Origin of the sequence: Leifsonia aquatica H1aii (genome assembly GCF_000633535.1) — a bacterium.
Taxonomy (GTDB): domain Bacteria; phylum Actinomycetota; class Actinomycetes; order Actinomycetales; family Microbacteriaceae; genus Leifsonia; species Leifsonia aquatica_A.
This window is the reverse complement of sequence record NZ_AYMR01000007.1, coordinates 217,919-238,550: the sequence shown is the minus strand read 5'-3', so window position 1 is coordinate 238,550 and position 20,632 is coordinate 217,919. Positions and strand designations below refer to the sequence as shown.

Below are 20,632 nucleotides of genomic sequence, written 5' to 3'. Positions count from 1 at the left end.
GAGGGTGCTGTTACTTTCCGACGTTGGGGTCCGGGTTGACTTCTGCCTTGTCGATGGCGTCGCCCTCGACCCCGTACTTCTCGAGGATCTTCGTGTACTCGCCGTTGGCGATGAGCTCGTTGATGGAGTCGGCCAGCGCCTGGGCCATCCCGTTGCCCTTCTTCGTGGCGATGCCGATGAGGACGAACTGGTACTTCGGGCCACCGATGGTGAACTGACCGGACGACTGCTTCGAAATGTACCCGAGGTTGGTCAGCGTCGCGGTGGTCGCGTCGACCTGCTTGCTGCTGACCGCGAGCGTCGCGGCCCCTTGGTCGGCGAACGTCTGGACGTTGATCTCCTTCTTCCCCGCGGCCGTGCACTTCGTGGACTGCGCCTGGAGCACCGGGATGGCACTGTCGGCGGCGACCACCGAGATCTTCAGGCCGCACAGATCGTCCAGGCTGGAGCCGAGGTCGGCGCCCTTCAGCCCCATGAACTGGTAGTGGTCCTCGAGGAAGGAGACCTGATCGAACGTCTTCTCGCGCTCGGCGGTGACGTCGGCGCCGAACGCGCCGAAGTAGGTGCCGCTGTTGACGCCGAGGAGCGCGTTCTCGAAGGAGTCCTGCTTGAGGGTGACCTTCGTGCCCCAGGGGCCGCCGACGGCGGTGGCGAGGTCGGTGCTGATGCCGACGATCTTGCCGCCGTCGAGGTAGGCGTAGGGCGGGTAGCCGGTGACGGCCGGAGCCACCAGGTCCTTGCCCGCGAACGACGACGGCAGCTTCACCGTCGCCGCGGAGGGCGTCGAGGAGCCGGAGCCGGACGAGGAGGCGGGTGTGCTGCTGCAGCCGGTGAGCAGCGCGGCCGCTGCGGCCGCGATGCCGATGCCCGCGGCGAGGGGGCCGCGGAGCCGTGAACGTGTGATCGTCATTCGATTCTCCCGATGGTGAGTCGCTTCAGTCCGATGGTGCGGGTCTCCTGGCACGCCGCGGCGAACTCTTCGAGTCCGCTGGTGATCGACGCCCAGATGGTGCAGGGGGTCCAGCCGAGGGGGCCGAAGATCCGGCCGCCCTTGCCGTAGAAGATGCCGACCTCCCACAGTTCGAAGTCCAGCCCGGCCATGAGCTCCTTGGGCTGGAAGAACCAGACCAGGTCGCCCGCGGCGGGGATGACCTGCTGGTTCTCCGCCGGGAGGGCGGTCGGGTCGAACGTCTGCGCGCTCTGCGGCAGCCCGAACATGATCTCGGGTCCGGCGTACATCGCGTGCATCACGTCGTCGCTCACGGGCGACTCGAGCGCGCTCCAGATCGCCTCGGCGGTCTTCGGCGCGGCATCCAGCAGCAGCGTGGCTTCGGCGCGCGGGCCTCCCTCGAACTCGAGGTAGATGCGCTTGGGGGTCGTGCTCACACGGACTCCTTCTCTCTGGGGGTGTGGGGGTCGTTCGGGGTGGAGGCGCGCCGGCGGTACTCGCCGGCGGCCGCGATCAGGGGTGCGAGCAGTCGCGTCGCGTGGGCGCGCCCGTCCGCACCCGGCATCTTCTCCGGGTGCCATTGCACCGCCCGGAGGAAGCGTGCGGGGTCCGTCCCGGCCACCGCCTCGACCGTGCCGTCCTCCGCACGGGCGGCGACGACCAGCCCGGTGCCGAGACGGTCGATCGCCTGGTGGTGGATGGAGTTCACGACTCCGTCGGCGGCGAGGGAATCCGCGACCCAGCCGGCAGCGTCCACGATCCGATGCCGGCTGAGCCGCTCCTCCCCGCTCCCGACGGCGGGGTGGTCGGTGGTGCCGGGGAGGTCGTCGACGAGCGTCCCGCCCCGGTGCACGTTGAGGATCTGCAGCCCGCGGCAGATGCCGAACACCGGCATCCCGATCCGCTGCGCCTCGTTCAGGAGCGCGTGCTCGGTGGTGTCGCGCGGGCCGGAGGCGACATCCTGCCCGCCCGACAGGAGAACGCCGTCGACGCGCGCGAGCAACACAGGGATGTCGGGGTCGGCGGTGTCCGGGACGAGCACCGGGATGCCGCCGGCGGCCTGCACGCTGTCCGCGTACTCCCCGCCGAGCGTGTACAGATCGGTGCATTCCCCCAGCCCGGTGGCGAGCGGTCGACGCCAGACCGTGACCGCGATGACCGGCCGGCTCATGCGCCCAGCTCGATCCACGTGCTCTTCACGTCGGTGTACTTGTCCACCGCGTGGGCGCCCTTGTCGCGACCGAAGCCACTGTCCCCGACACCGCCGAACGGCAGCGACATGTCGCCCTCCTCGTAGCAGTTGACCCAGACCGTCCCGGCGCGGAGGCGGCGGGAGACCTGGTGCGCGGACGCGAGGTCGCGGGTCCAGAGGCCGGCGCCGAGGCCGAACGGCGTGCCGTTGGCCACCGCGATCGCCTCTTCGACCGAGTCGACCGCGAGCACGGAGAGCACCGGGCCGAAGACCTCGACCTGGGCGATCTCCATCTCGGGGCGCACCTCGGTGAGGACGATCGGAGCGACGTAGCTGCCGCGGCCGGTTCCGATGTCGAACCGGGACGGGGAACCGGCGGCCAGCGACGCACCCGCGGCGAGCGCGCGGTCCACGAAGCCGAGGATGCGCTCGAGCTGGCGCTCGGTGACGACGGCACCGCTGGCGGCGGTCCCGCTGAGCGGATCGCCGGGGATCATGGCGGCGGCCTGCGCGACGGCGGCCTCGACCGCGCGGTCGTGGGCGTCACGGAGGACGATCAGGCGCGACGATGCGCTGCACATCTGGCCCTGGTTGTAGAACGCGCCCCACGCCGTTGTCCGGCCCGCCGCGTCGATGTCGGCGTCGCCCAGGACGACCGAGGCGGACTTGCCGCCGAGCTCGGGCCAGACGCGCTTGCCGTTGGACTCGGCGGAGTAGCCGAGGAAGCGGCGGCCGACGCCGACCGACCCGGTGAAGGTGAGCACGTCCACGTCCGGGTGCCGGCCGAGGGCTTCGCCGACGGTGTCGCCGCGGCCCGGGACGACGTTGAGCACCCCAGCCGGAAGCCCCGCCTCCAGCGCGAGCTCGCCGAGACGCAGCGCCGAGACGCTCGTCTGCTCGGCCGGCTTGAGGACCACGCTGTTCCCGGCGACCAGCGCCGGCCCGAGCTTCCACGCGGTCATCGTCAGCGGGAAGTTCCACGGCACGACGGCGCCGACGACGCCGGCCGGTTCGCGGGTCACGAGCGCGAGCGCGTCGGGCGTCGCCTGCGGCGCCTCCCCCGGCAGCTTGTCGGCGAGCTGGCCGTACCAGCGCAGGCACTGTGCGACGGCGCGCATTTCGACACCGAGAGCGTCCTGCACCGGCTTGCCCATCTCGAGCGAGATGCGCAGTGCCAGTTCGCGGGCGTGCTCCTCGACCAGGTCGCCGAAGCGGACCAGGACGCGGCCCCGCTCGATCGCGGCGGCACGGGACCAGACGCCGCTGTCGAAGGCGGCGCGAGCGGAGCGGACGGCGGCATCCACGTCGGAGGCCGCACCGTCCGCGACCACGGCCAGCACGGCGCCGTCGCGCGGGCTGACCAGGTCGAAGCCCGTGGTCGCATCCGAGAGCAGCCGGCGACCGCCGACGAGCGGCTCGGTTGCCCAGCTCAGGCTCTCCGCCTCGTGCTGCCAGGTGTCTCGCATTGCCGCCCTCTCTCCATTGGTTGAAGTGAGGTTATGCGTTAACGGCCACTCTCGCAATCACAAATTCAAGTTTCGGCCACTTCTGCAACACAATGTTTACAAATCAGCCACATTTGCCATCTCGGAGACGAGCATCGGACCACGCCGCACCGGGGCGAGGACGACCGACGTCTGCGCCTGCGTCACCCCGAGCGCGGCCACGTCCTCCGTGAGGAAGCGGTACAGGGCGTGCTCGTCCGCGACCACCGTGTCGACGAGCACCTGGGTGGCGCCGGTGCAGGCCGCGCAGAAGCGGACGGACGGGTGCCGGCCGAGGGCCTCGCCCACCTCCTGCACCCGATCGGGCGGGACCTGGAGCCAGGTGAGCGCCTCCACGCGCAGGCCGTGCAGCGCCGGGCTGATCTCGGTGCGCACGTGCAGCACACCCGCGGCGAGCAGCGCATCGAGCCTCCGCTTCACGGTGGGCGGCGTGACGCCGATGCGCTCCGCCACCTCGCTCGCGGTGGCGCGGCCGTCCTCGGCCAGGATCGCGACGAGCCGGTCGTCGTCGGCGGACAGGGCCACCCGCCCCACCGGACGCGGCGCCGGGCCCTCCCCCTTGCGCAGCTGAGCGAGCACCGCGGGGGCGAGCGGGATGGCCGTCCAATCGAATCCCGAGCGGAAGTACTTGAGCACCGTTCCGACGCGCACCGACACCAGATGGTCGAGCTCGGGCAGATCCTCCACCACGAGCCGCGCGCTCTCCTCGGGCGTGCGCGGCATCAGCTGGCAGATCACGTCCGCGCCGCTCTCGAGCACCGAGACGCTGGAGGCGTCCGGCCGGGTGGCGAGCGCGCGTGCGACGGCGAGGGCGTGCCCGGGTCTCGTCCCGATCTGGATCACCAGCGGGCGTGCGTCCCCGACCATCGTGGTGTCCAGGTAGGTGGACACGCGGACGGCGCCGCCGTCGAGCAGTCGCTGCCCGCGGCGCGCGATGGTGCGGACAGGAGCGTCGAGCACGGTCGCGATGAGCCCCCAGCTGGCGCGCCCGTTCGCCTGGAGCGCCGCCGCGATACGGGAGTCGAGTTCGTCGAAGTCGGTGGAGATGGCCACGCCCCTACGCTAGCCGGGCATCCCGCCGCACGGCGCGCGCGGAGGCGATCATGTCGACGCTCAGCACCACCAGCGCGAGCCACACGATCCCGAACCCGAGCCAGCGCTCCGGCGGCATCGCCTCGTGCAGGACGAAGACGCCGACCAGGAACTGGATGAGCGGCGTGACGTACTGCACGAACCCCATGTAGACCAGCGGAAGCCGGCGCGACGCGGCCGCGAAGAACAGCAGCGGCACCGCCGTCACCACGCCGGCCCCGGCGAGCGCGACCGCGTGCACGGCGCCGTACGCGCCCAGCGTGATCCCGGTGGTCACCCCGACGACCACGAGCTGGACGATGGCGACCGGAGTGAGCCACATGGTCTCGAGCGTGAGACCGGAGACCGCGTCGACCGACGGCCCGACCCGCTTCTTGATCAGCCCGTAGAAGCCGAACGAGAACGCCAGCACGAGGGCGACCCAGGGGAATGCGCCGTACCCCACGGCCAGCACGACGACCGCGACGGCGCTGAGCCCCACAGCGACCCACTGGGCCGGGCGCAGGCGCTCCCGTTGCACCAGCACCCCCAGGAGCACGGTCACGATCGGGTTGATGAAGTAGCCGAGCGCCGCCTCCACGACGTGTCCGGTGACCGTGGCCAGCACGTAGGTCTGCCAGTTGACGTAGATCAGGGCGCCCGCGAGCGCCATCGTGAACAGCACCCGCGGCGAACGCAGGAGCGCGACGAACGGACGCCAGGCCCGCGTGACCGTCAGCAGCAGCGCGCAGAAGACCAGCGAGAAGATGACCCGCCAGGCGACGATCTCCCACGCCGTCGTGGGGGCCAGGGCGATGAAGTAGAGCGTGAGCACGCCCCAGAGGACGTGCGCCGAGAGGGCGAAGACCAGCCCCGACCGGCGGTGGTCTGTCGAGGGAGGAGGTGCTGTCACCCGACGACTCTAGCGACACGGCCCGACAAACGACGTCGGCCCGGATGCCGTGAGGCATCCGGGCCGACGTGAAGCGGGGTGCGTCAGCGGACGACGACCGCGAGAACGTCGCGGGCCGAGAGGACGAGCAGGTCCTCGCCGCCGAACTTGACCTCGGTGCCACCGTACTTGGAGTAGATGACCTTGTCGCCGACGGCGACGTCGAGGGGGATGCGGTTGCCGTTGTCGTCGATGCGGCCGGGGCCTACGGCGACGACCTCGCCCTCCTGCGGCTTCTCCTTGGCGGTGTCGGGGATGACCAGACCGGACGCAGTGGTCTGCTCAGCCTCGACCTGCTTGATGACGATGCGATCTTCGAGCGGCTTGATGGAGACCGACACGTTGACCCCTTTCCTTGACGAACGGTGTCTTGACAGAAGACGTGAGTTAGCAGCCTCGCACTGCGAGTGCTAACGAGAGTCTAGAGGGTGCGTTAGCAGTCCCGCAACGTGAGTGCCAAGAGGTAGCGTGAGGGTCATGGAACGGTCCGAATTCGTCGAGTTGCTGAGCCCCGAGGGCCTCCGGCTGCTCGACTCCCTGCCCCCGTACCGGACCGAGAAGGACGTGGTGCGGCTCGTCAGCGACCTGCGCAAGCAGGGGCACACCCCCGGTCTGGTCGCCGCCGTGCTCACCCAGTCGAAGCTGCGGCGCAAGGCCGTCACGAAGTTCGGCGACTTCGCCTCCCGGATGCTCTTCACCGAGGCCGGCCTCGAGCAGGCCACCCGGCTGGCCGTCGCCGCCCGGCACGCCGGCCGGTTCCGGAGCGCCGGGGTGCGACGGGTGGCCGACCTCGGCTGCGGGATCGGCGGCGACGCCCTCGCCTTCGCCGCGATCGACCTGGAGGTCACCGCGGTCGAGGCCGACGAGGTGACCGCGGCCATCGCCGCCTACAACCTCGCCCCGTTCCCCACCGCCACCGTCGTGCACGGCCGCGCCGAGCAGACCGACCTGCGCGCCATCGACGGCGTGTTCCTCGATCCCGCCCGCCGCACCGCCGGGCATGCCCAGACCGAGCGGCTCACCGACCCCGACGACTACACGCCGTCGCTCGGCTTCGCCTACGAGCTCGCGACCGCGCGGTCCGTCGGCCTCAAGCTCGGCCCGGGCTTCGACCGCGATCTGATCCCGTCGAACGCCGAGGCGCAGTGGATCTCGTCCGAGGGTCAGGTGGTCGAGCTCGGTCTCTGGTTCGGTGCGCTCGCGCGCCCGGGCATCCGGCGTGCGGCGCTGGTGCTGCGCGGCGACGACGCGCACGAGCTGACCGCCGAGACCGACAGCGAGGACGCCGAGACCGGCGATCTCGGAGAGTTCGTCTACGAGCCGGACGGCGCCGTGATCCGTGCCCGGCTCATCGGCGATCTCGCGCGCTCCCTGAGCGGGCGCATGGTCGCCGACGGCATCGCCTACATCACCGCCGACGCCGCGATCGAGACGCCCTTCGCCGCCGGCTTCCGCGTGCTCGAGACGCTGCCGTACGCCGAGCGGGACCTCAAGCGGGCTCTGCGGGAGCGCGGGATCGGCACACTGGAGATCAAGAAGCGCGGCGTCGACGTCGACCCTGCTGCGCTCCGCAAGCGCCTCGCCCTCACCGGCGACCGCTCGGCGACCCTGATCCTCACCAGGATCGCCGGACGGCACACCGCGCTGCTGGCCGAGCGGCTCTGACGCCGCCCGCCAGCGTCAGTACGTGTTGTAGTTCGCGCTGAAGCTGGCGAACAGGACGGCCAGGCCGATCCAGACGATGATCGCGATCGCGATGCTCACGAAGCCGAGGATCAGACCGGTCAGCCAGAAGCCCTTGGCCTGCGGCTCCTTGCTGCGACCGAGGAAGCCCAGCACGACCGCCGCGATCCCGAAGATCACGCCGACACCCCAGGCGATGTTCAGCAGGATGCCGACGATGCCGCCGATGAGCGACAGGATGCTCAGGATCGGTGTCTTGGCCGGCGCGGCGTACGGCTGCGCGTACCCGGGCGCGGGCTGACCGTAGGCGGGGGCGCCGTAGCCCGGCGCCGGAGGCTGCTGACCGTACGGCGCCTGCGGCTGGCCGTACGGCGCCTGCGGCTGCTGGCCATAGGGGGCCTGCGGCTGCTGACCGTAGGGCGCCTGCGGCTGCTGACCGTAGGGCGCCTGCGGCGCGGGCGGCTGCTGGCCGTACGGGGGCTGCGGCGCCTGCGGCTGCTGGCCGTAGCTCGGCGGGACGGGCGGGGCGACGGGCGGAACGGCACCGGCGTCGGGCGCCGGAGCGGCCGGGGCGACGGGCTCCGCGGGCGAGGCCGGGACGACGGGCTCCGCGGGCGGGACCGCTCCGTTCTGGGCGTCGGGGTCCGTGGGGCCGGCGGGCACGTTCGGATCGGTCATCTTCCGCATCTCCTTCTTGCTACGGGAATTTCTGAGAACTCCCTGGGCCCTCCCATCGTCCCAGCGCCGCCCCGGGGTGTCAACGATGCATCGCCGAGGGCGCGCGCACCCGTCGACTCAGCGGGCCACCAGTATCTCGGTGACCGGGAGCGTGGAGTCGGCGGAGAAGGTGAGTGCGCTCGGCTCGTGTCCCGCCATCACCAGCTGTGCCCCCAGCGCGGCGATCATCGCCCCGTTGTCGGTGCAGAGCGAGAGCGCCGGGATGCGCAGCTCGATGCCGGCCTCGCGTGTCCGCTCCGCCGCCAGCTGGCGCACGCGGGCATTGGCCACCACGCCTCCGCCGAGCAGCAGCCGCGGCACGCCGTGGTCTCGACAGGCGGCGACCGCCTTGGTGAGCAGCACGTCCACGACGGCCTCGCGGAAGGAGGCGGCGACGTCGGCGACGGGCACCTCCTCCCCCGCGTCCTGCCGCTGCTCCACCCACCGGGCGACGGCGGTCTTCAGACCGGAGAATGAGAAGTCGTAGCGGTGGCGCTCGAGGTCCTTGGGCTTGGTGAGCCCGCGCGGGAACCGGATCGCCCGAGGATCGCCGTCGACCGCGACGCGGTCGATCTGCGGGCCGCCCGGGTAGGGCAGCCCGAGCACACGGGCCACCTTGTCGAACGCCTCGCCGGCGGCGTCGTCGATCGTCTCGCCGAGCAGCTCGACGTCGGAGACGAGGTCGCGCACCAGCAGGAGGGAGGTGTGACCTCCCGAGACCAGCAGGGCGATGGTCGGCAGCTCGACCGGATGGCCGGGACCGCCCGACGCGTCCAGGAGGTCCGCCCCCACGTGGCCGACCAGATGGTTCACCGCGTAGAGCGGCTTGCCGAGGGACACGGCGAGCGCCTTCGCCGCCCCGACCCCGACCATAAGTGCACCGGAGAGCCCGGGTCCGCTCGTCACGGCGATCGCGTCGACGTCGGCCAGCTCGATCCCGGCGTCGGCGACGGCCGTCCGCAGCGTCGGGGTGAGCGCCTCCAGGTGCGCACGGGCGGCGACCTCCGGCACGACGCCGCCGTAGCGGGCGTGCTCCTCCATCGAGGAGGCGATGGTGTTCGCGAGGAGGGTGGTCCCGCGGACGATGCCGACCCCGGTCTCGTCGCAGGAGGTCTCGATGCCGAGCACGAGGGGTTCGTCGCGGTTCATGCGATCGTCGTCTCCGGGGTCGGGACGGTGAGACGCATCACGACCGCGTCCACGCCGTCCGGCTGGTAGTACTGGGGACGCACGCCGATCTCCTCGAAGCCGAGGGAGACGTAGAGCGCCTGAGCGCCGGGGTTGTCGGCCCGCACCTCGAGGAAGACCTCTCGCGCGCCGCGTGATCGCGCCTCGGCGATCAGGGCGTTCATGAGCGCGCGGGCGACCCCATGCCGGCGTGCGTTCGGCGCCACGGCGATGGTCTGGATGTCGCCCTCACCCGCGCCTCGCGGTGCCAGCAGCCCGGCGTATGCGTCGATCCGCTCCGGCTCCCCGGGCGGGAAGGCGACGAGGTAGTACCCGTGCGGCCCGGTGACCTCCGAGCGCATGGACCGCTCCGACCAGGCGTCGTTCACGAACAGGGCCTTCTCCAGCTCCATGATCGCCGGGACGTCGGACTCGGCGGCGCGCCGGAACTCCCAGGCCGTCACGCGCTGACCCGCTTGGGCCCGGCGGAGAGGGTGACATCCGGCGAGCGCAGGTACAGCGGCTCGTCGGGGTCGGCCGGGCGACGGTTCGCGAACCGGATCTCGGCGATCATCCCGAGCCGCCCCGCGCTCACCGCGGTCGCGTCGAGGCGGGCGATCGCTGCGTGCGGCAGCTCGTCGGGCCGCGCCAGGCCCGGTCCGTCGAGGCGCACCGGCAGCCCCCACTCGTCGACGCCGGAGTACGCGGTCCAGTAGCGTTCGCGACGGCGCGCGTCCGTCACCACGAGGAGCGCGCCCTCCGCACCGGACGCGTAGTGCTCGGCCGCGATGGCGTCGTGGCTGACCACGGGAACCAGCGGTCTGCCTGCACCGATGGCGAAGGCCTTCGCGGCGGCGATCCCGACCCGGAGTCCGGTGAAGGGACCGGGCCCCATCCCGGCCACCACGCCCGACAGCGCGGACACGGGGACGTCGGCGCGGTCCAGGGCGTCGCCGATGAGCACGCCGATCACCTCGGCGTGGCGCATCGTGTCGGCCTCGGCGACCTCGGACAGCACGCCGGCGTCCCGGTCGACCACGGCGACGCTCGTCCCGGAGGAGGTGTCGATGGCGAGAAGCATGGCTCCAGCCTAGGCGGGTCCAGCCGCCCAGCGCGGCCCGACGCCGGTGACCGTGACCGTGCGCGGCTCCTCCGCGTCGAGGTCGGACCCGGTCTCCGCCTCCGCGGCCCGGTCCGGATCCGATGCGGCGCTCGACGCGTCCGCCCCGGTCGGCCGCTCGATCGCGACCTCGAGCCACGACTCGGCGATGCCGTCCAGCAGGCCGGCTCCCCACTCCACCACGACCACCGAGTGGGCGAAGTCGATGTCGAGGTCGTCCAGCTCGAGTGCGCTCGCGAGCCGGTACGCGTCGACGTGGACCAGGGGCGCTCCCCCGACGAGACTGGGGTGGGTGCGGGCCAGGACGAACGTCGGGCTGGTCACCGGCCCGCGGACCCCCAGCCCGTCACCGATGCCGCGGGAGAGCGTGGTCTTCCCCGCGCCGAGCGGACCGGACAGCACCAGCAGATCGCCCGGGCGCAGCAGCGCCGCGAGCTCGACGCCGAGGTCGTGCATCTCGGCGCTGGTCGGCACCACCCGGATCGCCGGGGGACGGAGGGACGCGGACGCGCTCACGGTTCGTCCCGATCGCCGCGCCCGCCCCGGAACGTGCGCTGCACCCGGCCGTCCAGGCGGGTCACGATCTCCCAGCTGATGGTGCCGCACGCCTCCGCCCAGTCGTACGCGGACGGCACGCCCGTCTGCGGGTCGCCGAACAGCACGACCTCGTCGCCGACCGCGACGTCCAGGTCGCCGACGTCGACCACGAACTGGTCCATCGCGACACGTCCCGCGATGCGGAAGGTGCGCCCGCCGATCACGACCGGAGCGGAATTCGACGCGCTGCGCGGGATGCCCTCCGCGTAGCCGAGGGGCACGAGCGCGAGGGTCGTCTCCCGCTCGGTGCGGTAGGTGTAGTCGTACGAGACGCCCTTGCCTGCAGGGACCCGGCGGACCGCGGCGACGCGACCGCGCACCGTCATCACCGGGCGCAGGCCGAGCTCACGGCCCGAGGCGGCACCGTAGGGCGAGAGGCCGTAGATCGACAGCCCCAGGCGCACCAGGTCGTATCGGGACTCCGGCAGCGCGATGGCGGCGGCGCTCGCGGCGATGTGCCGCAGCTCGGGATGGACGCCGGCCGCCGCCGCACGGGCGAGCCCGCGCTCGAACACGGCGATCGCCGCACGGTCGTCGTCGTCGGACGCATTGGAGAGGTGACTGAAGATCCCGCGGACGTGGATCGCGCCCGCGGACTCGAGCTCGCGCGCGCGGGCGAAGACCGCGTCCCACTCCTCCTCCGCGACGCCGTTGCGGCTCAGGCCGGTCTCGACCTTGATGTGCACGGCGAGCGGGACGGTCGTGCGGGCGGCCGCGGCCGCTTCCAGCTGGGCCGGAGAGGAGATCCCGACGTCCACGCCCGCCTCGGCCGCCCGCCGGAAGTCCTCCGCGGGGTCGTGCAGCCACGCGAGCACGGGCGCCTCGATGCCGGCCTCCCGCAGCTCCAGCGCCTCGTCGAGGTCGGCGACACCCAGCCAGTCCGCGCCGCCGGCGAGGGCCGCGCGCGCCGACGCCACGGCGCCGTGGCCGTAGGCGTTCGCCTTCACGACGGCCATCACGTGCGGCGTGCCGACGTGCTCGCGCATCCGCGCGACATTGGAGCTGAGAGCGTCGAGGTCGACCGCGAGCTCGCGGAAGGCGGTCATGAGGCCGTCTCCGCGATCACGAACGCCGTCGCGATCCCCGCGTCGTGCGACATCGAGACGTGGATGTGCGCGATCCCGCGCTCGCGCACCTGGCGCTCGACCACGTTGTGCAGCACGAATCCCGGGTTCCTCTCCTCATCGGGCACGATCTCCAGGTCGTGCCAGCGCACTCCCTCGGAGCCGCCCAGCGCCTTGATCAGCGCCTCTTTGGCTGCGAAGCGCGCCGCCAGCGAGTGCACCGGCAGCCCGCGTTCGGCCTCCGTGAACAGACGCTCGCGGAGTTTCGGGGTCCGCTCCAGCGAGCGGGCGAAACGCGCCAGGTCCACCACGTCGACGCCGATTCCGGCGATCACGCTCCGACCACCCGTCCCTACTCGACGGTGACGGACTTGGCGAGGTTGCGCGGCTGGTCCACGTCCAGCCCCTTCGCCGCCGACAGCTCCATCGCGAAGATCTGCAGCGGCACCACCGCGAGCAGCGGCTCGAACAGCGGCGCGGCCAGCGGGATGCGGATGACCTCGTCGGCGAACGGCAGCACCGCGGCGTCCCCCGCCTCGGCGATCGCGATCACGCGTGCGCCGCGGGCGCGGATCTCCTGGATGTTGGAGACGACCTTCTTGTGCAGCTCGTCCGACCAGCGCGGGCTCGGGACCACGACGAAGACGGGCTGGCCCGGCTCGATCAGGGCGATCGGTCCGTGCTTCAGCTCGCCCGCGGCGAAGCCCTCCGCGTGGATGTACGCCAGCTCCTTGAGCTTGAGCGCACCCTCGAGCGCGATCGGGTACCCGACGTGCCGGCCGAGGAAGAGCACCGACCGCGTGTCCGACATCCAGCGGGCGAGCTGCGCGATCGTCTCGTGCGACTCCAGCACGCTGGCGATCTTCTCGGGGACGGTCCCGAGCTCCTCCACCGCGTCGCGCTGCTGCACGTCGGAGAGCGTCCCGCGCACGCGGGCCAGGTGCAGTCCGAAGAGGTAGAGCGCGGTGATCTGGGCGACGAACGCCTTGGTGGACGCGACGGCGACCTCCGGCCCGGCGTGGGTGTAGAGCGCGGCGTCGGACTCGCGCGGGATGGTGGCGCCCTGGGTGTTGCAGACCGAGAGGGCCTTCGCGCCGGCCTCGCGGGCGTACTTGACCGCCATGAGCGTGTCCATCGTCTCGCCGGACTGGCTGATCGAGATGACCAGCGTGCCGTCGGAGATCACGGGCTCGCGGTAGCGGAACTCATGGCTGAGCTCGACGGTGACCGGCACACGCGCCCACTTCTCGATCGCGTACGAGCCCACGAGGCCGGCGTACGCGGCCGTGCCGCACGCGACGACGGTGATGCGATCGATGCCCGTGAAGAAGTCGTCTCCCAGAGCGTCGAGCTCGGGGATGTGCACCTCGCCGTCGGCCACCCGGCCGCGCAGCGTGTTGGCGACGGCGTCCGGTTCCTCGGCGATCTCCTTCGCCATGAAGGAGGACCAGCCGCCCTTCTCGGCGGCGGAGGCGTCCCACGCGACCTCGAACGGCTCGACCTCGACGGGGGCCCCGGCGAAGTCGGTGACGGTGACGGCGTCCGGCGTGATGGTGACGATCTGGTCCTGGCCGATCGCCATCGCCCGGCGGGTGTGCTCGACGAATGCGGCGACGTCGGAGCCGAGGAAGTTCTCGCCGTCGCCCAGGCCGATCACCAGCGGCGAGTTGCGGCGGGCGCCGACGACGACGTGCGGCTGGTCCTTGTGCAGCGCGAGGAGGGTGAACGCCCCCTCCAGGCGCGAGACGACGCGCTGGAACGCCTCGCCCAGATCGCCGGTGGCCCGGTACTCGCGGCCGAGCAGCACGGCGGCGACCTCCGTGTCCGTCTCGGACTCGAACGTGAAGCCGTCGGCGAGGAGCTCGTCCTTGAGCGTGTTGAAGTTCTCGATGATGCCGTTGTGGATGACGGCCAGCTTGCCGTCGTCGCCCAGGTGGGGGTGCGCGTTGCGGTCGGTCGGCCCGCCGTGCGTCGCCCAGCGGGTGTGACCGATGCCGGTGCTCCCGTTCGGGATGGGGTGCGCGTCGAGGTCGTCGGCGAGGACGGCCAGTTTTCCGGCCTTCTTCGCGGTGCCGAGTCGACCGTCCGGGCCGATCACGGCGATGCCGGCGGAATCGTACCCGCGGTACTCGAGACGCTTGAGCCCGCCGAGGAGCACCTCGAGGCTCTTATCGGTACCGACGTACCCCACGATTCCACACATGGACCCGATTCTAACCTGGGGCACCCCCTAGACTTGTCGCCTATGCGTGACAACGGCGCCGGTCGCGGCGAACCCTCAGCCGGCGACTCCAGCACTCCTTTCGTCGAGCTGGACCGGGCCGATTGGGCCGAACTCGCCCAGAACACCCAGCTCCCGCTGAAGGAGACCGAGATCGTGCAGCTGCGCGGTCTGGGCGATCCGCTCGACATGCGCGAGGTCGAGCAGGTCTACCTGCCGCTGAGCCGCCTGCTCAACCTCTATGCCGGCGGAGCGCGTCGCCTCCACCAGGTGACGAGCGACTTCCTCGGCGAACGGGCGCAGCGCACCCCGTTCGTGATCGGCGTGGCCGGATCGGTCGCCGTCGGCAAGTCCACCATCGCTCGTCTGCTGCGGGAGCTGCTGTCGCGCTGGGAGGACACCCCGCGGGTCGAGCTGGTGACCACCGACGGGTTCCTGCTTCCGAACGCCGAGCTCCAGCGACGCGGCCTCATGGAGCGCAAGGGGTTCCCGGAGTCGTACGACCGCCGCGCCCTGCTGCGTTTCGTGACCGCGATCAAGAGCGGGGCCGCCGAAGTCCGCGCTCCCTTCTACTCGCACCTGAGCTACGACATCGTCCCCGACGCCGAGGTCGTCGTCCGCCGCCCGGATGTGCTGATCGTGGAGGGGCTGAACGTGCTCCAGCCGGCCGGCGGCGGCAACCGGCTCGCGGTCAGCGACCTCTTCGACTTCAGTGTCTACGTCGACGCGCGCACCCGCGACATCGCCCACTGGTACCAGGAGCGGTTCCTCAAGCTGCAGCGCGGCGCCTTCGCCAACCCGCAGTCGTACTTCCACCGGTTCGCCGACCTCACGGAGGAGGAGGCGCGGGCCCGTGCCGCCTCGATCTGGTCCGCTATCAACGAGCCGAACCTGCTGCAGAACATCCGGCCCACGCGGTCGCGGGCCAAGCTGGTCCTCCGCAAGGACGCCGATCACACGGTCAGCTCGGTCCTGCTGCGCAAGCTCTGACGGGCGACGGAGGCCCCTGCGCCTGAGGCGCCTGCCACTCACGCGCGCGGACTCTGGCCCGTCGAGGATCGCTCGCGTAGGCAAGAGGCATGGCCACACCGCGATCGAATGCCGCACGTCTCTTCGGCGAACGCGTCCGCGCCGCCCGCGTCGCCCTCGGCATGAGCCAGGAGGACATCGCGAACCTCGCCGACATGCACGTGACGAACTACGGCCGGATCGAACGGGGTGAGGCCAACTCGGAGCTGCACACCATCGTCCGGCTCGCCACCGCTCTCAACACCGATCCGGCCCGCCTGCTGGGCGGCCTCTACGGCGACGGGATGCTGCCGGCGCGCGAGCGCGCGTACTCGGTCTCGGACTTCATCGCCGCGCGTAAGGCGCGGGAGAGCTGACCCGACCGCGGCATGAACGCCTCAGGCCTCTGGGCCCACGGCCCACAGCCACTGGTCAGGGAGAGTCGGGGAGCGGAGGCTGAGAGCATGCCACGTCAACGCTCCGAAGCCTCCCGCGCCTTCGGCGAGCGACTGCGGGCGCGCCGCATCGAACTCGGCTGCTCGCAGTACGACATCGCGCACCTCAGCGGCGTCGACCTGGCGAACTACGGCCGGCTCGAGCGCGGGGACGGCAACCCGACCCTGACGACCATCGTCCAGCTCGCGATGACGCTGTCGGTGGATCCGGGAACGCTCCTGACCGGACTGGACGCCGACGGGATGCTCCCGGAGAAGGAACGCGCCTATTCCGCGCTCGACTTCATCGCCGCGCGACGGCAGCAGGAAGGCCGCTGACCGGCCCGGTCAGACCGCTCAGACCGCTCAGGCCGATCAGGACTGTCCGACGGTTCTGAGAGCTCAGACCGTCAGGCGGTCCCGGACGACGTCGGCGAGCTCGTTGGCGAGGCGCTCCGCCGTCGTCTGGTCCGCCGCCTCCACCATGACGCGCACCAGCGCCTCCGTGCCCGACGGGCGCAGCAGCACGCGGCCGGTGTCGCCGAGCAGCTGCTCCACCGACGCGACGGCGGCCTTCAGTTCCTCGTCGGTGTGCACGGCGTGGTGGTCGACGCCCTTCACGTTCACCATCACCTGCGGGTAGATGGTCATCGCCTTCGCCAGTTCCGCGAGCGGCTTTCGCTGGCGCGCCATCTCGCTGAGCAGGTGCAGCCCGGTGAGGATGCCGTCGCCGGTGGTCGCGAACTCGCTCATGATGACGTGACCCGACTGCTCGCCGCCGAGGGCATAGCCGCTCTTGTTCATCTCCTCGAGCACGTAGCGGTCGCCCACGGCCGTCTCGACCACGCGGATCCCCGCGTCGCGCATCGCCAGTTTGAGGCCGAGGTTGCTCATCACCGTCGCGACGAGGGTGTCATCGGTGAGGGTTCCGCGCTCCTTCATGCCGAGCGCGAGGATGGCCATGATCTGGTCGCCGTCGACCACCGTGCCGTTCGCGTCGACCGCGAGGCAGCGGTCGGCGTCGCCGTCGTGCGCGATACCCACGTCCGCGCCCGCGGCCAGTACGGCCGCGGCGAGGTTGTCGAGGTGCGTGGAGCCGACCCCGTCATTGATGTTCATGCCGTCCGGGGAATCCCCGATGACGGTGACGCGGGCGCCCGCGTCGGTGAAGACCTCGGGCGAGATCCCTGCCGCTGCGCCGTGCGCGCAGTCGAGGACGACGTGGATGCCGTCCAGCCGGTTCGGGAGGCTGCCGAGCAGGTGCAGGACGTAGCGGTCCTCCGCGTCGGCGAACCGGCGGATGCGTCCGACGTCGGCACCGGTGGGGGTCAGCTTCTCGAGCCCCAGATGCTCCTCGATGCGGTTCTCGACCTGGTCGGGCAGCTTGGTGCCGCCACGGGCGAAGATCTTGATGCCGTTGTCGGGGGCGGGATTGTGCGAGGCGGAGACCATCACACCGAAGTCGGCGTCGAAGTCGGCGATGAGGAAGGCCGTCGCCGGCGTCGGGATGACCCCGGCGTCGTAGACGTCGATCCCGGAGCTCGCCAGGCCCGCGGCGACTGCCGCAGACAGGAATTCGCCCGAGACGCGAGGGTCGCGGGCGACGATCGCCGTCGGCCGTTTGCCGGCGGCACGCCGCGCCTCCGCGCTGCGGCCTCGCGTCAGGACAGCGGCAGCTGCCTGAGCGAGGCCGAGCGCGAGGTCGGCGGTGAGACTGCCGTTTGCGAGTCCGCGGACTCCATCGGTTCCGAAAAGACGGGGCATGTTCGGCAGCCTAGGCGCTCGGAGTCGTTAGCGCTTGGAGAACTGCGACGCCTTGCGGGCCTTCTTGAGACCGGCCTTCTTGCGCTCGGTGACGCGGGCGTCGCGCGTGAGGAAGCCGGCCTTCTTGAGGGTCGGACGGTTGTTGTCGCGGTCGATCTCGTTGAGAGCGCGCGCGATGGCCAGGCGCAGCGCGCCGGCCTGACCCGAGGGGCCGCCACCGGTGATGCGGGCGACGACGTCGTACGAGCCGAGCAGGTCGAGGACCTTGAACGGGTCGTTGATCAGCTGCTGGTGCAGCTTGTTCGGGAAGTAGTCGGCGAACGCACGGCCGTTGACCGTGATGGTGCCGGAACCGGGGACCAGGCGCGCACGCGCGATGGCCTCCTTGCGTCGGCCGACGGCCGCGCCGGGAACGGAGAGGACGGCGCGCGGGGCGGCCGGGGCCTCAGTGGCCGGGGTCTCGGTCGAGTAGGACTCGACGTTCTCGACCGGGGCCGACTCGATGCTGTCTGCGATCTTCGCCACGATGGTGATAATCCTTTGTCTCTGTCAGTCGTGAAGGTCTGGGACGCCTACTGGGCGACCTGGCCGAGCGTGTACGGCTTCGGCTGCTGGGCGGCGTGCGGGTGCTCGCTTCCGGTGTAGACCTTCAGCTTGCGAAGCTGGGCACGACCGATGGAGTTCTTCGGGAGCATGCCGCGGATGGCCTTCTCGACGGCGCGGGTCGGGTTCTTCTCGAGCAGCTCGGCGTAGGTGGTCGCCTTGAGGCCGCCCGGGTAGCCCGAGTGGCGGTAGGCCTTCTTCTGAACGGCCTTCTGGCCGGTCAGAGCGACCTTGTCCGCGTTGACGATGATGACGAAGTCGCCCGAGTCCATGTGGGGGGCGAACGTCGGCTTGTGCTTGCCGCGCAGGAGGGCGGCGGCGTGGCTGGCGAGACGGCCGAGCACGACATCGGTCGCGTCGATGACGACCCAGTCGCGCTGGATCTCGTCTGCCTTCGGGGAGTAAGTGCGCGTCACAGTAGTGGCTGCTTTCTGTATCGAACGGAGGAGTTCGTGAATCCCACTCCGATGGGGGTTCCGCTCTCGAGGAGAGGGGAACCGTGCCGGTGGAGGGCTCACGTTCGCATGCCGCGCCGCAGTAGGCGCGGACACCAAGGGTCAATACTACGCGACACGCCCGGGGGCGGTCAAACCCGTGCGCCTGCGGGGTCGACCGGCTCCGCCCTGGGGAGGATTTAGCGTGGATTCCGACCACGGCCGGTCGCCGTCACTCTAGCGTGACGGGTATGAGTGCGTTCCTCCTGCGAAGCCGCTGGCTCCTCGAACCGACCATCGCTGTCGCGTATTTCAGCTTCTGGGCCGTCGCCGAGGTCGGCCGGCATCAGCTCGGTCCAGGCATGCTGCGCAATACCGTTCCCTTCTGGGCGGCGCTGCTCCTCGTCGCCGTGGCGATCGGGATCTCCCGCCTGCAGCCGATCCTCTCGATGGCCATCGGAACGGCCGTGCTCCTCGGGCAACTCCTCTTCCCCGGTGGAATCTTCGACGAGCCGCTCGCCTACCTCGGATACGCCGTCATCATCCTGGTGGTCTCCGCTTCGGTCGAGGGGCGGATGCGGGTCGGCGCTTTCGTCTTCGCGGTCGGTGCGGGGCTCTCGACCGCCGGCCTGCTGGCATGGTGGCTCGGCGTCGCACGTGGCGATCCGGGTGCCCGGACGATGTTCTTCGTGCTGTGCGCCGCAGCAGGTGCGGTCGCATGGGTGGTCGGCACCCTCATCGGGGTGTGGGCCAGGAAGCGCGACGGCGACCAGGAGCTCGCTCGGACCACCTTCGAATTGCGCACGGCCGAGGTGGCCACGACGGTGGCCGGAGAGCGGGAGCGGATCGCCCAGGACGTGCACGACATCATGGCCCACTCGTTGTCCGTCATCCTCGCCCAGGCTGACGGCGCACGATCACTGGCGGACGAGCGTCCGGAGGCGATGTCCCAGTCCCTCGCCACGATCGCCGCCTCGGCGCGCACCTCGCTCACCGAAGTGCGGATGCTGATCGAGACCCTCGTCTCCGAACCGGACGGGCGCTCGCTCCCGGCGATCGAGGACCTCGATCCGATGATCGACCGGATGCGCGACGCCGGCCTCGCCGTCGCCGTCGAGCGCTACGGAGAGCCGGACGGGCTGACCGCGACCCAGGAGCTCGCCGTCTACCGGATCGTGCAGGAGGCGCTGACGAATGCGCTCAAGCACGGCGGCGCCGCGGCCAGCGCCCGCGTCGTGCTCGACGCCCGGGGCGGCGGGATGACGATCGCGGTCTCGTCGGGCGGCGGCGCTGCCGCCTCCGAGGCGGCCCCGCCGGAGCAGGGCGGAGGACGCGGGCTGCACGGCATGCGGGAGCGCGCCCGGCTCGCGGGCGGCTGGCTCGAATCCGGACCCGACGACAGCGACGGCGTCGCGGGATATCTGGTCACGGCATTCATCCCGGCCGCGCAGGCGGTGCTCGCATGACGATCCGCGTCGCCGTCGTCGACGACCAGCCGTTGTTCTGCTCCGGTATCGGGATGCTGCTGGAGTCGCAGCCCGACCTGGAGTTCGCGGGAGCCGCGCACGACGGCGCGGCCGGTGTCGCGCTGGTCCTGCGGGATCGCCCGCAGGTCGTGCTGATGGACCTGCGCATGCCCGTGCTCGACGGCATCCGGGCCACCGAGCGGATCCGCGCGGAGGCGACCGGCGACGACGCACCCCGCATCGTCGTCCTCACCACCTTCGAACGCGACGAAGCGGTCGCCCGCGCGATGCGGGCGGGCGCCGACGGCTTCGTCATGAAGGACACGACGCCCGACTTCCTCCTCGCCGCCATCCGGACGGTCCACGCCGGGCACGCCGTGATCGCACCGAAGGAGACCGCCGCGTTGTTCGGCGGCGAACGGGTGCCTGCGCGCACCGAGGCCATCGCCGCGCTCTCCGCGCGGGAGAAGGAGGTGTTCCTGCTCGCTGCCCGCGGGCTCAGCAACGCGGACGCGGGACAGGTGGCCTTCATCTCCGAGACCACCGTCAAGAGCCACATGCGCAGCATCCTGCAGAAGCTCGGCTTGGCGTCACGCGTGCAACTGGTCGCGTTCGCCTACGAGAACGGGCTGGTGCGCTGAGCGAAGCCTGAGCGTCCGCGAACGTTCCTGAACGGTTCCTCAGC

General features: G+C 71.2%; 24 protein-coding genes. 6 read left to right on the top strand and 18 right to left on the bottom strand.

Annotated elements, in window-relative coordinates; translation table 11 throughout:
* Positions 1 to 10: 10 nt before the first annotated feature.
* From U870_RS0106765 to groES, 7 genes are all read right to left on the bottom strand, one after another.
* Positions 11 to 910, bottom strand: a complete 900-nt coding sequence (locus U870_RS0106765) for a transporter substrate-binding domain-containing protein (protein ID WP_025156647.1) — start codon at positions 908 to 910, stop codon at positions 11 to 13.
* On the bottom strand, positions 907 to 1,386 hold the full coding sequence (locus U870_RS0106760) for a DUF3830 family protein (protein WP_025156646.1): 480 nt from the start codon (positions 1,384 to 1,386) through the stop codon (positions 907 to 909). Before U870_RS0106760 ends, U870_RS0106765 begins: the two co-directional genes overlap by 4 nt.
* Positions 1,383 to 2,120, bottom strand: a complete 738-nt coding sequence (locus tag U870_RS0106755; RefSeq protein ID WP_025156645.1) for a gamma-glutamyl-gamma-aminobutyrate hydrolase family protein — start codon at positions 2,118 to 2,120, stop codon at positions 1,383 to 1,385. The genes U870_RS0106760 and U870_RS0106755 overlap by 4 nt, the downstream gene beginning before the upstream one ends.
* Positions 2,117 to 3,607 (bottom strand): aldehyde dehydrogenase family protein, encoded by a 1,491-nt coding sequence (locus U870_RS0106750; protein ID WP_025156644.1) that lies wholly within the window; start codon positions 3,605 to 3,607, stop codon positions 2,117 to 2,119. The genes U870_RS0106755 and U870_RS0106750 overlap by 4 nt, the downstream gene beginning before the upstream one ends.
* Before the next feature lie 96 nt (positions 3,608 to 3,703).
* On the bottom strand, positions 3,704 to 4,699 hold the full coding sequence (locus U870_RS0106745) for an Lrp/AsnC family transcriptional regulator (protein ID WP_025156643.1): 996 nt from the start codon (positions 4,697 to 4,699) through the stop codon (positions 3,704 to 3,706).
* A 4-nt stretch (positions 4,700 to 4,703) separates the two neighbouring features.
* Positions 4,704 to 5,630 carry an EamA family transporter RarD gene (rarD, locus tag U870_RS0106740; RefSeq protein ID WP_025156642.1) on the bottom strand — a complete coding sequence of 309 codons (927 nt, stop codon included), beginning with the start codon at positions 5,628 to 5,630 and terminating at the stop codon, positions 4,704 to 4,706.
* An 83-nt stretch (positions 5,631 to 5,713) separates the two neighbouring features.
* Positions 5,714 to 6,010 carry a co-chaperone GroES gene (gene groES, locus U870_RS0106735; RefSeq protein ID WP_021763071.1) on the bottom strand — a complete coding sequence of 99 codons (297 nt, stop codon included), beginning with the start codon at positions 6,008 to 6,010 and terminating at the stop codon, positions 5,714 to 5,716.
* A gap of 136 nt (positions 6,011 to 6,146) precedes the next feature.
* Here groES and U870_RS0106730 point away from each other — a divergent pair, with 136 nt between their 5' ends.
* The gene (locus U870_RS0106730; protein WP_025156641.1) at positions 6,147 to 7,334 is read left to right on the top strand and encodes a THUMP-like domain-containing protein; all 1,188 of its coding nucleotides are present in this window, start codon (positions 6,147 to 6,149) and stop codon (positions 7,332 to 7,334) included.
* A 15-nt stretch (positions 7,335 to 7,349) separates the two neighbouring features.
* Here the strand turns inward: U870_RS0106730 and U870_RS0106725 are convergent, their stop codons facing one another.
* The 8 genes from U870_RS0106725 to glmS all read right to left on the bottom strand — a co-directional run bounded on the left by U870_RS0106725 (position 7,350) and on the right by glmS (position 14,220).
* Complete coding sequence (locus tag U870_RS0106725) at positions 7,350 to 8,030, bottom strand: DUF4190 domain-containing protein (protein WP_025156640.1); 681 nt, start codon at positions 8,028 to 8,030, stop codon at positions 7,350 to 7,352.
* 117 nt (positions 8,031 to 8,147) lie between these two features.
* Positions 8,148 to 9,218, bottom strand: coding sequence for a tRNA (adenosine(37)-N6)-threonylcarbamoyltransferase complex transferase subunit TsaD (gene tsaD / locus U870_RS0106720; RefSeq protein WP_025156639.1), 1,071 nt, complete (start codon positions 9,216 to 9,218; stop codon positions 8,148 to 8,150).
* Positions 9,215 to 9,700, bottom strand: a complete 486-nt coding sequence (gene rimI / locus U870_RS0106715) for a ribosomal protein S18-alanine N-acetyltransferase (protein ID WP_025156638.1) — start codon at positions 9,698 to 9,700, stop codon at positions 9,215 to 9,217. Before rimI ends, tsaD begins: the two co-directional genes overlap by 4 nt.
* Positions 9,697 to 10,317, bottom strand: coding sequence for a tRNA (adenosine(37)-N6)-threonylcarbamoyltransferase complex dimerization subunit type 1 TsaB (gene tsaB / locus U870_RS0106710; RefSeq protein WP_025156637.1), 621 nt, complete (start codon positions 10,315 to 10,317; stop codon positions 9,697 to 9,699). Before tsaB ends, rimI begins: the two co-directional genes overlap by 4 nt.
* 9 nt (positions 10,318 to 10,326) lie before the next feature.
* Entirely contained in the window at positions 10,327 to 10,812 is a 486-nt protein-coding gene (tsaE, locus tag U870_RS0106705; protein WP_052357614.1) for a tRNA (adenosine(37)-N6)-threonylcarbamoyltransferase complex ATPase subunit type 1 TsaE, read from the bottom strand.
* Between the two features lie 56 nt (positions 10,813 to 10,868).
* Positions 10,869 to 11,999: an alanine racemase gene (alr, locus tag U870_RS0106700; protein ID WP_025156635.1), complete on the bottom strand. Its 1,131-nt coding sequence runs from the start codon at positions 11,997 to 11,999 to the stop codon at positions 10,869 to 10,871.
* Entirely contained in the window at positions 11,996 to 12,352 is a 357-nt protein-coding gene (locus U870_RS0106695; protein WP_025156634.1) for a holo-ACP synthase, read from the bottom strand. The genes alr and U870_RS0106695 overlap by 4 nt, the downstream gene beginning before the upstream one ends.
* A 17-nt stretch (positions 12,353 to 12,369) precedes the next feature.
* Positions 12,370 to 14,220 carry a glutamine--fructose-6-phosphate transaminase (isomerizing) gene (gene glmS, locus U870_RS0106690; RefSeq protein ID WP_025156633.1) on the bottom strand — a complete coding sequence of 617 codons (1,851 nt, stop codon included), beginning with the start codon at positions 14,218 to 14,220 and terminating at the stop codon, positions 12,370 to 12,372.
* 42 nt (positions 14,221 to 14,262) lie between these two features.
* On the opposite strand from glmS, the gene coaA reads away from it, so the two are divergent.
* The 3 genes from coaA to U870_RS0106675 all read left to right on the top strand — a co-directional run bounded on the left by coaA (position 14,263) and on the right by U870_RS0106675 (position 16,019).
* Positions 14,263 to 15,228 carry a type I pantothenate kinase gene (gene coaA / locus U870_RS0106685; RefSeq protein ID WP_025156632.1) on the top strand — a complete coding sequence of 322 codons (966 nt, stop codon included), beginning with the start codon at positions 14,263 to 14,265 and terminating at the stop codon, positions 15,226 to 15,228.
* 89 nt (positions 15,229 to 15,317) lie between these two features.
* Positions 15,318 to 15,623 carry a helix-turn-helix domain-containing protein gene (locus tag U870_RS0106680; RefSeq protein WP_025156631.1) on the top strand — a complete coding sequence of 102 codons (306 nt, stop codon included), beginning with the start codon at positions 15,318 to 15,320 and terminating at the stop codon, positions 15,621 to 15,623.
* Between the two features lie 87 nt (positions 15,624 to 15,710).
* The gene (locus U870_RS0106675) at positions 15,711 to 16,019 is read left to right on the top strand and encodes a helix-turn-helix domain-containing protein (RefSeq protein ID WP_025156630.1); all 309 of its coding nucleotides are present in this window, start codon (positions 15,711 to 15,713) and stop codon (positions 16,017 to 16,019) included.
* Positions 16,020 to 16,082: 63 nt separating this feature from the next.
* On the opposite strand, the gene glmM is transcribed toward U870_RS0106675, so the two are convergent.
* The 3 genes from glmM to rplM are packed head-to-tail and all read right to left on the bottom strand — an operon-like array spanning position 16,083 to position 18,463.
* On the bottom strand, positions 16,083 to 17,444 hold the full coding sequence (glmM, locus tag U870_RS0106670) for a phosphoglucosamine mutase (RefSeq protein ID WP_025156629.1): 1,362 nt from the start codon (positions 17,442 to 17,444) through the stop codon (positions 16,083 to 16,085).
* Between the two features lie 27 nt (positions 17,445 to 17,471).
* A complete protein-coding gene (gene rpsI / locus U870_RS0106665; RefSeq protein ID WP_081815199.1) occupies positions 17,472 to 17,969 on the bottom strand; it encodes a 30S ribosomal protein S9 in 498 nt (165 codons plus the stop codon).
* Positions 17,970 to 18,016: 47 nt separating this feature from the next.
* Positions 18,017 to 18,463 (bottom strand): 50S ribosomal protein L13, encoded by a 447-nt coding sequence (gene rplM / locus U870_RS0106660; protein ID WP_025156627.1) that lies wholly within the window; start codon positions 18,461 to 18,463, stop codon positions 18,017 to 18,019.
* Positions 18,464 to 18,732: 269 nt separating this feature from the next.
* Between rplM and U870_RS0106655 the strand changes: the two genes are divergently transcribed.
* Both U870_RS0106655 and U870_RS0106650 read left to right on the top strand, forming a co-directional pair.
* A complete protein-coding gene (locus U870_RS0106655) occupies positions 18,733 to 19,947 on the top strand; it encodes a sensor histidine kinase (protein WP_025156626.1) in 1,215 nt (404 codons plus the stop codon).
* Complete coding sequence (locus tag U870_RS0106650) at positions 19,944 to 20,588, top strand: response regulator (protein WP_025156625.1); 645 nt, start codon at positions 19,944 to 19,946, stop codon at positions 20,586 to 20,588. The genes U870_RS0106655 and U870_RS0106650 overlap by 4 nt, the downstream gene beginning before the upstream one ends.
* Positions 20,589 to 20,632: the final 44 nt, after the last annotated feature.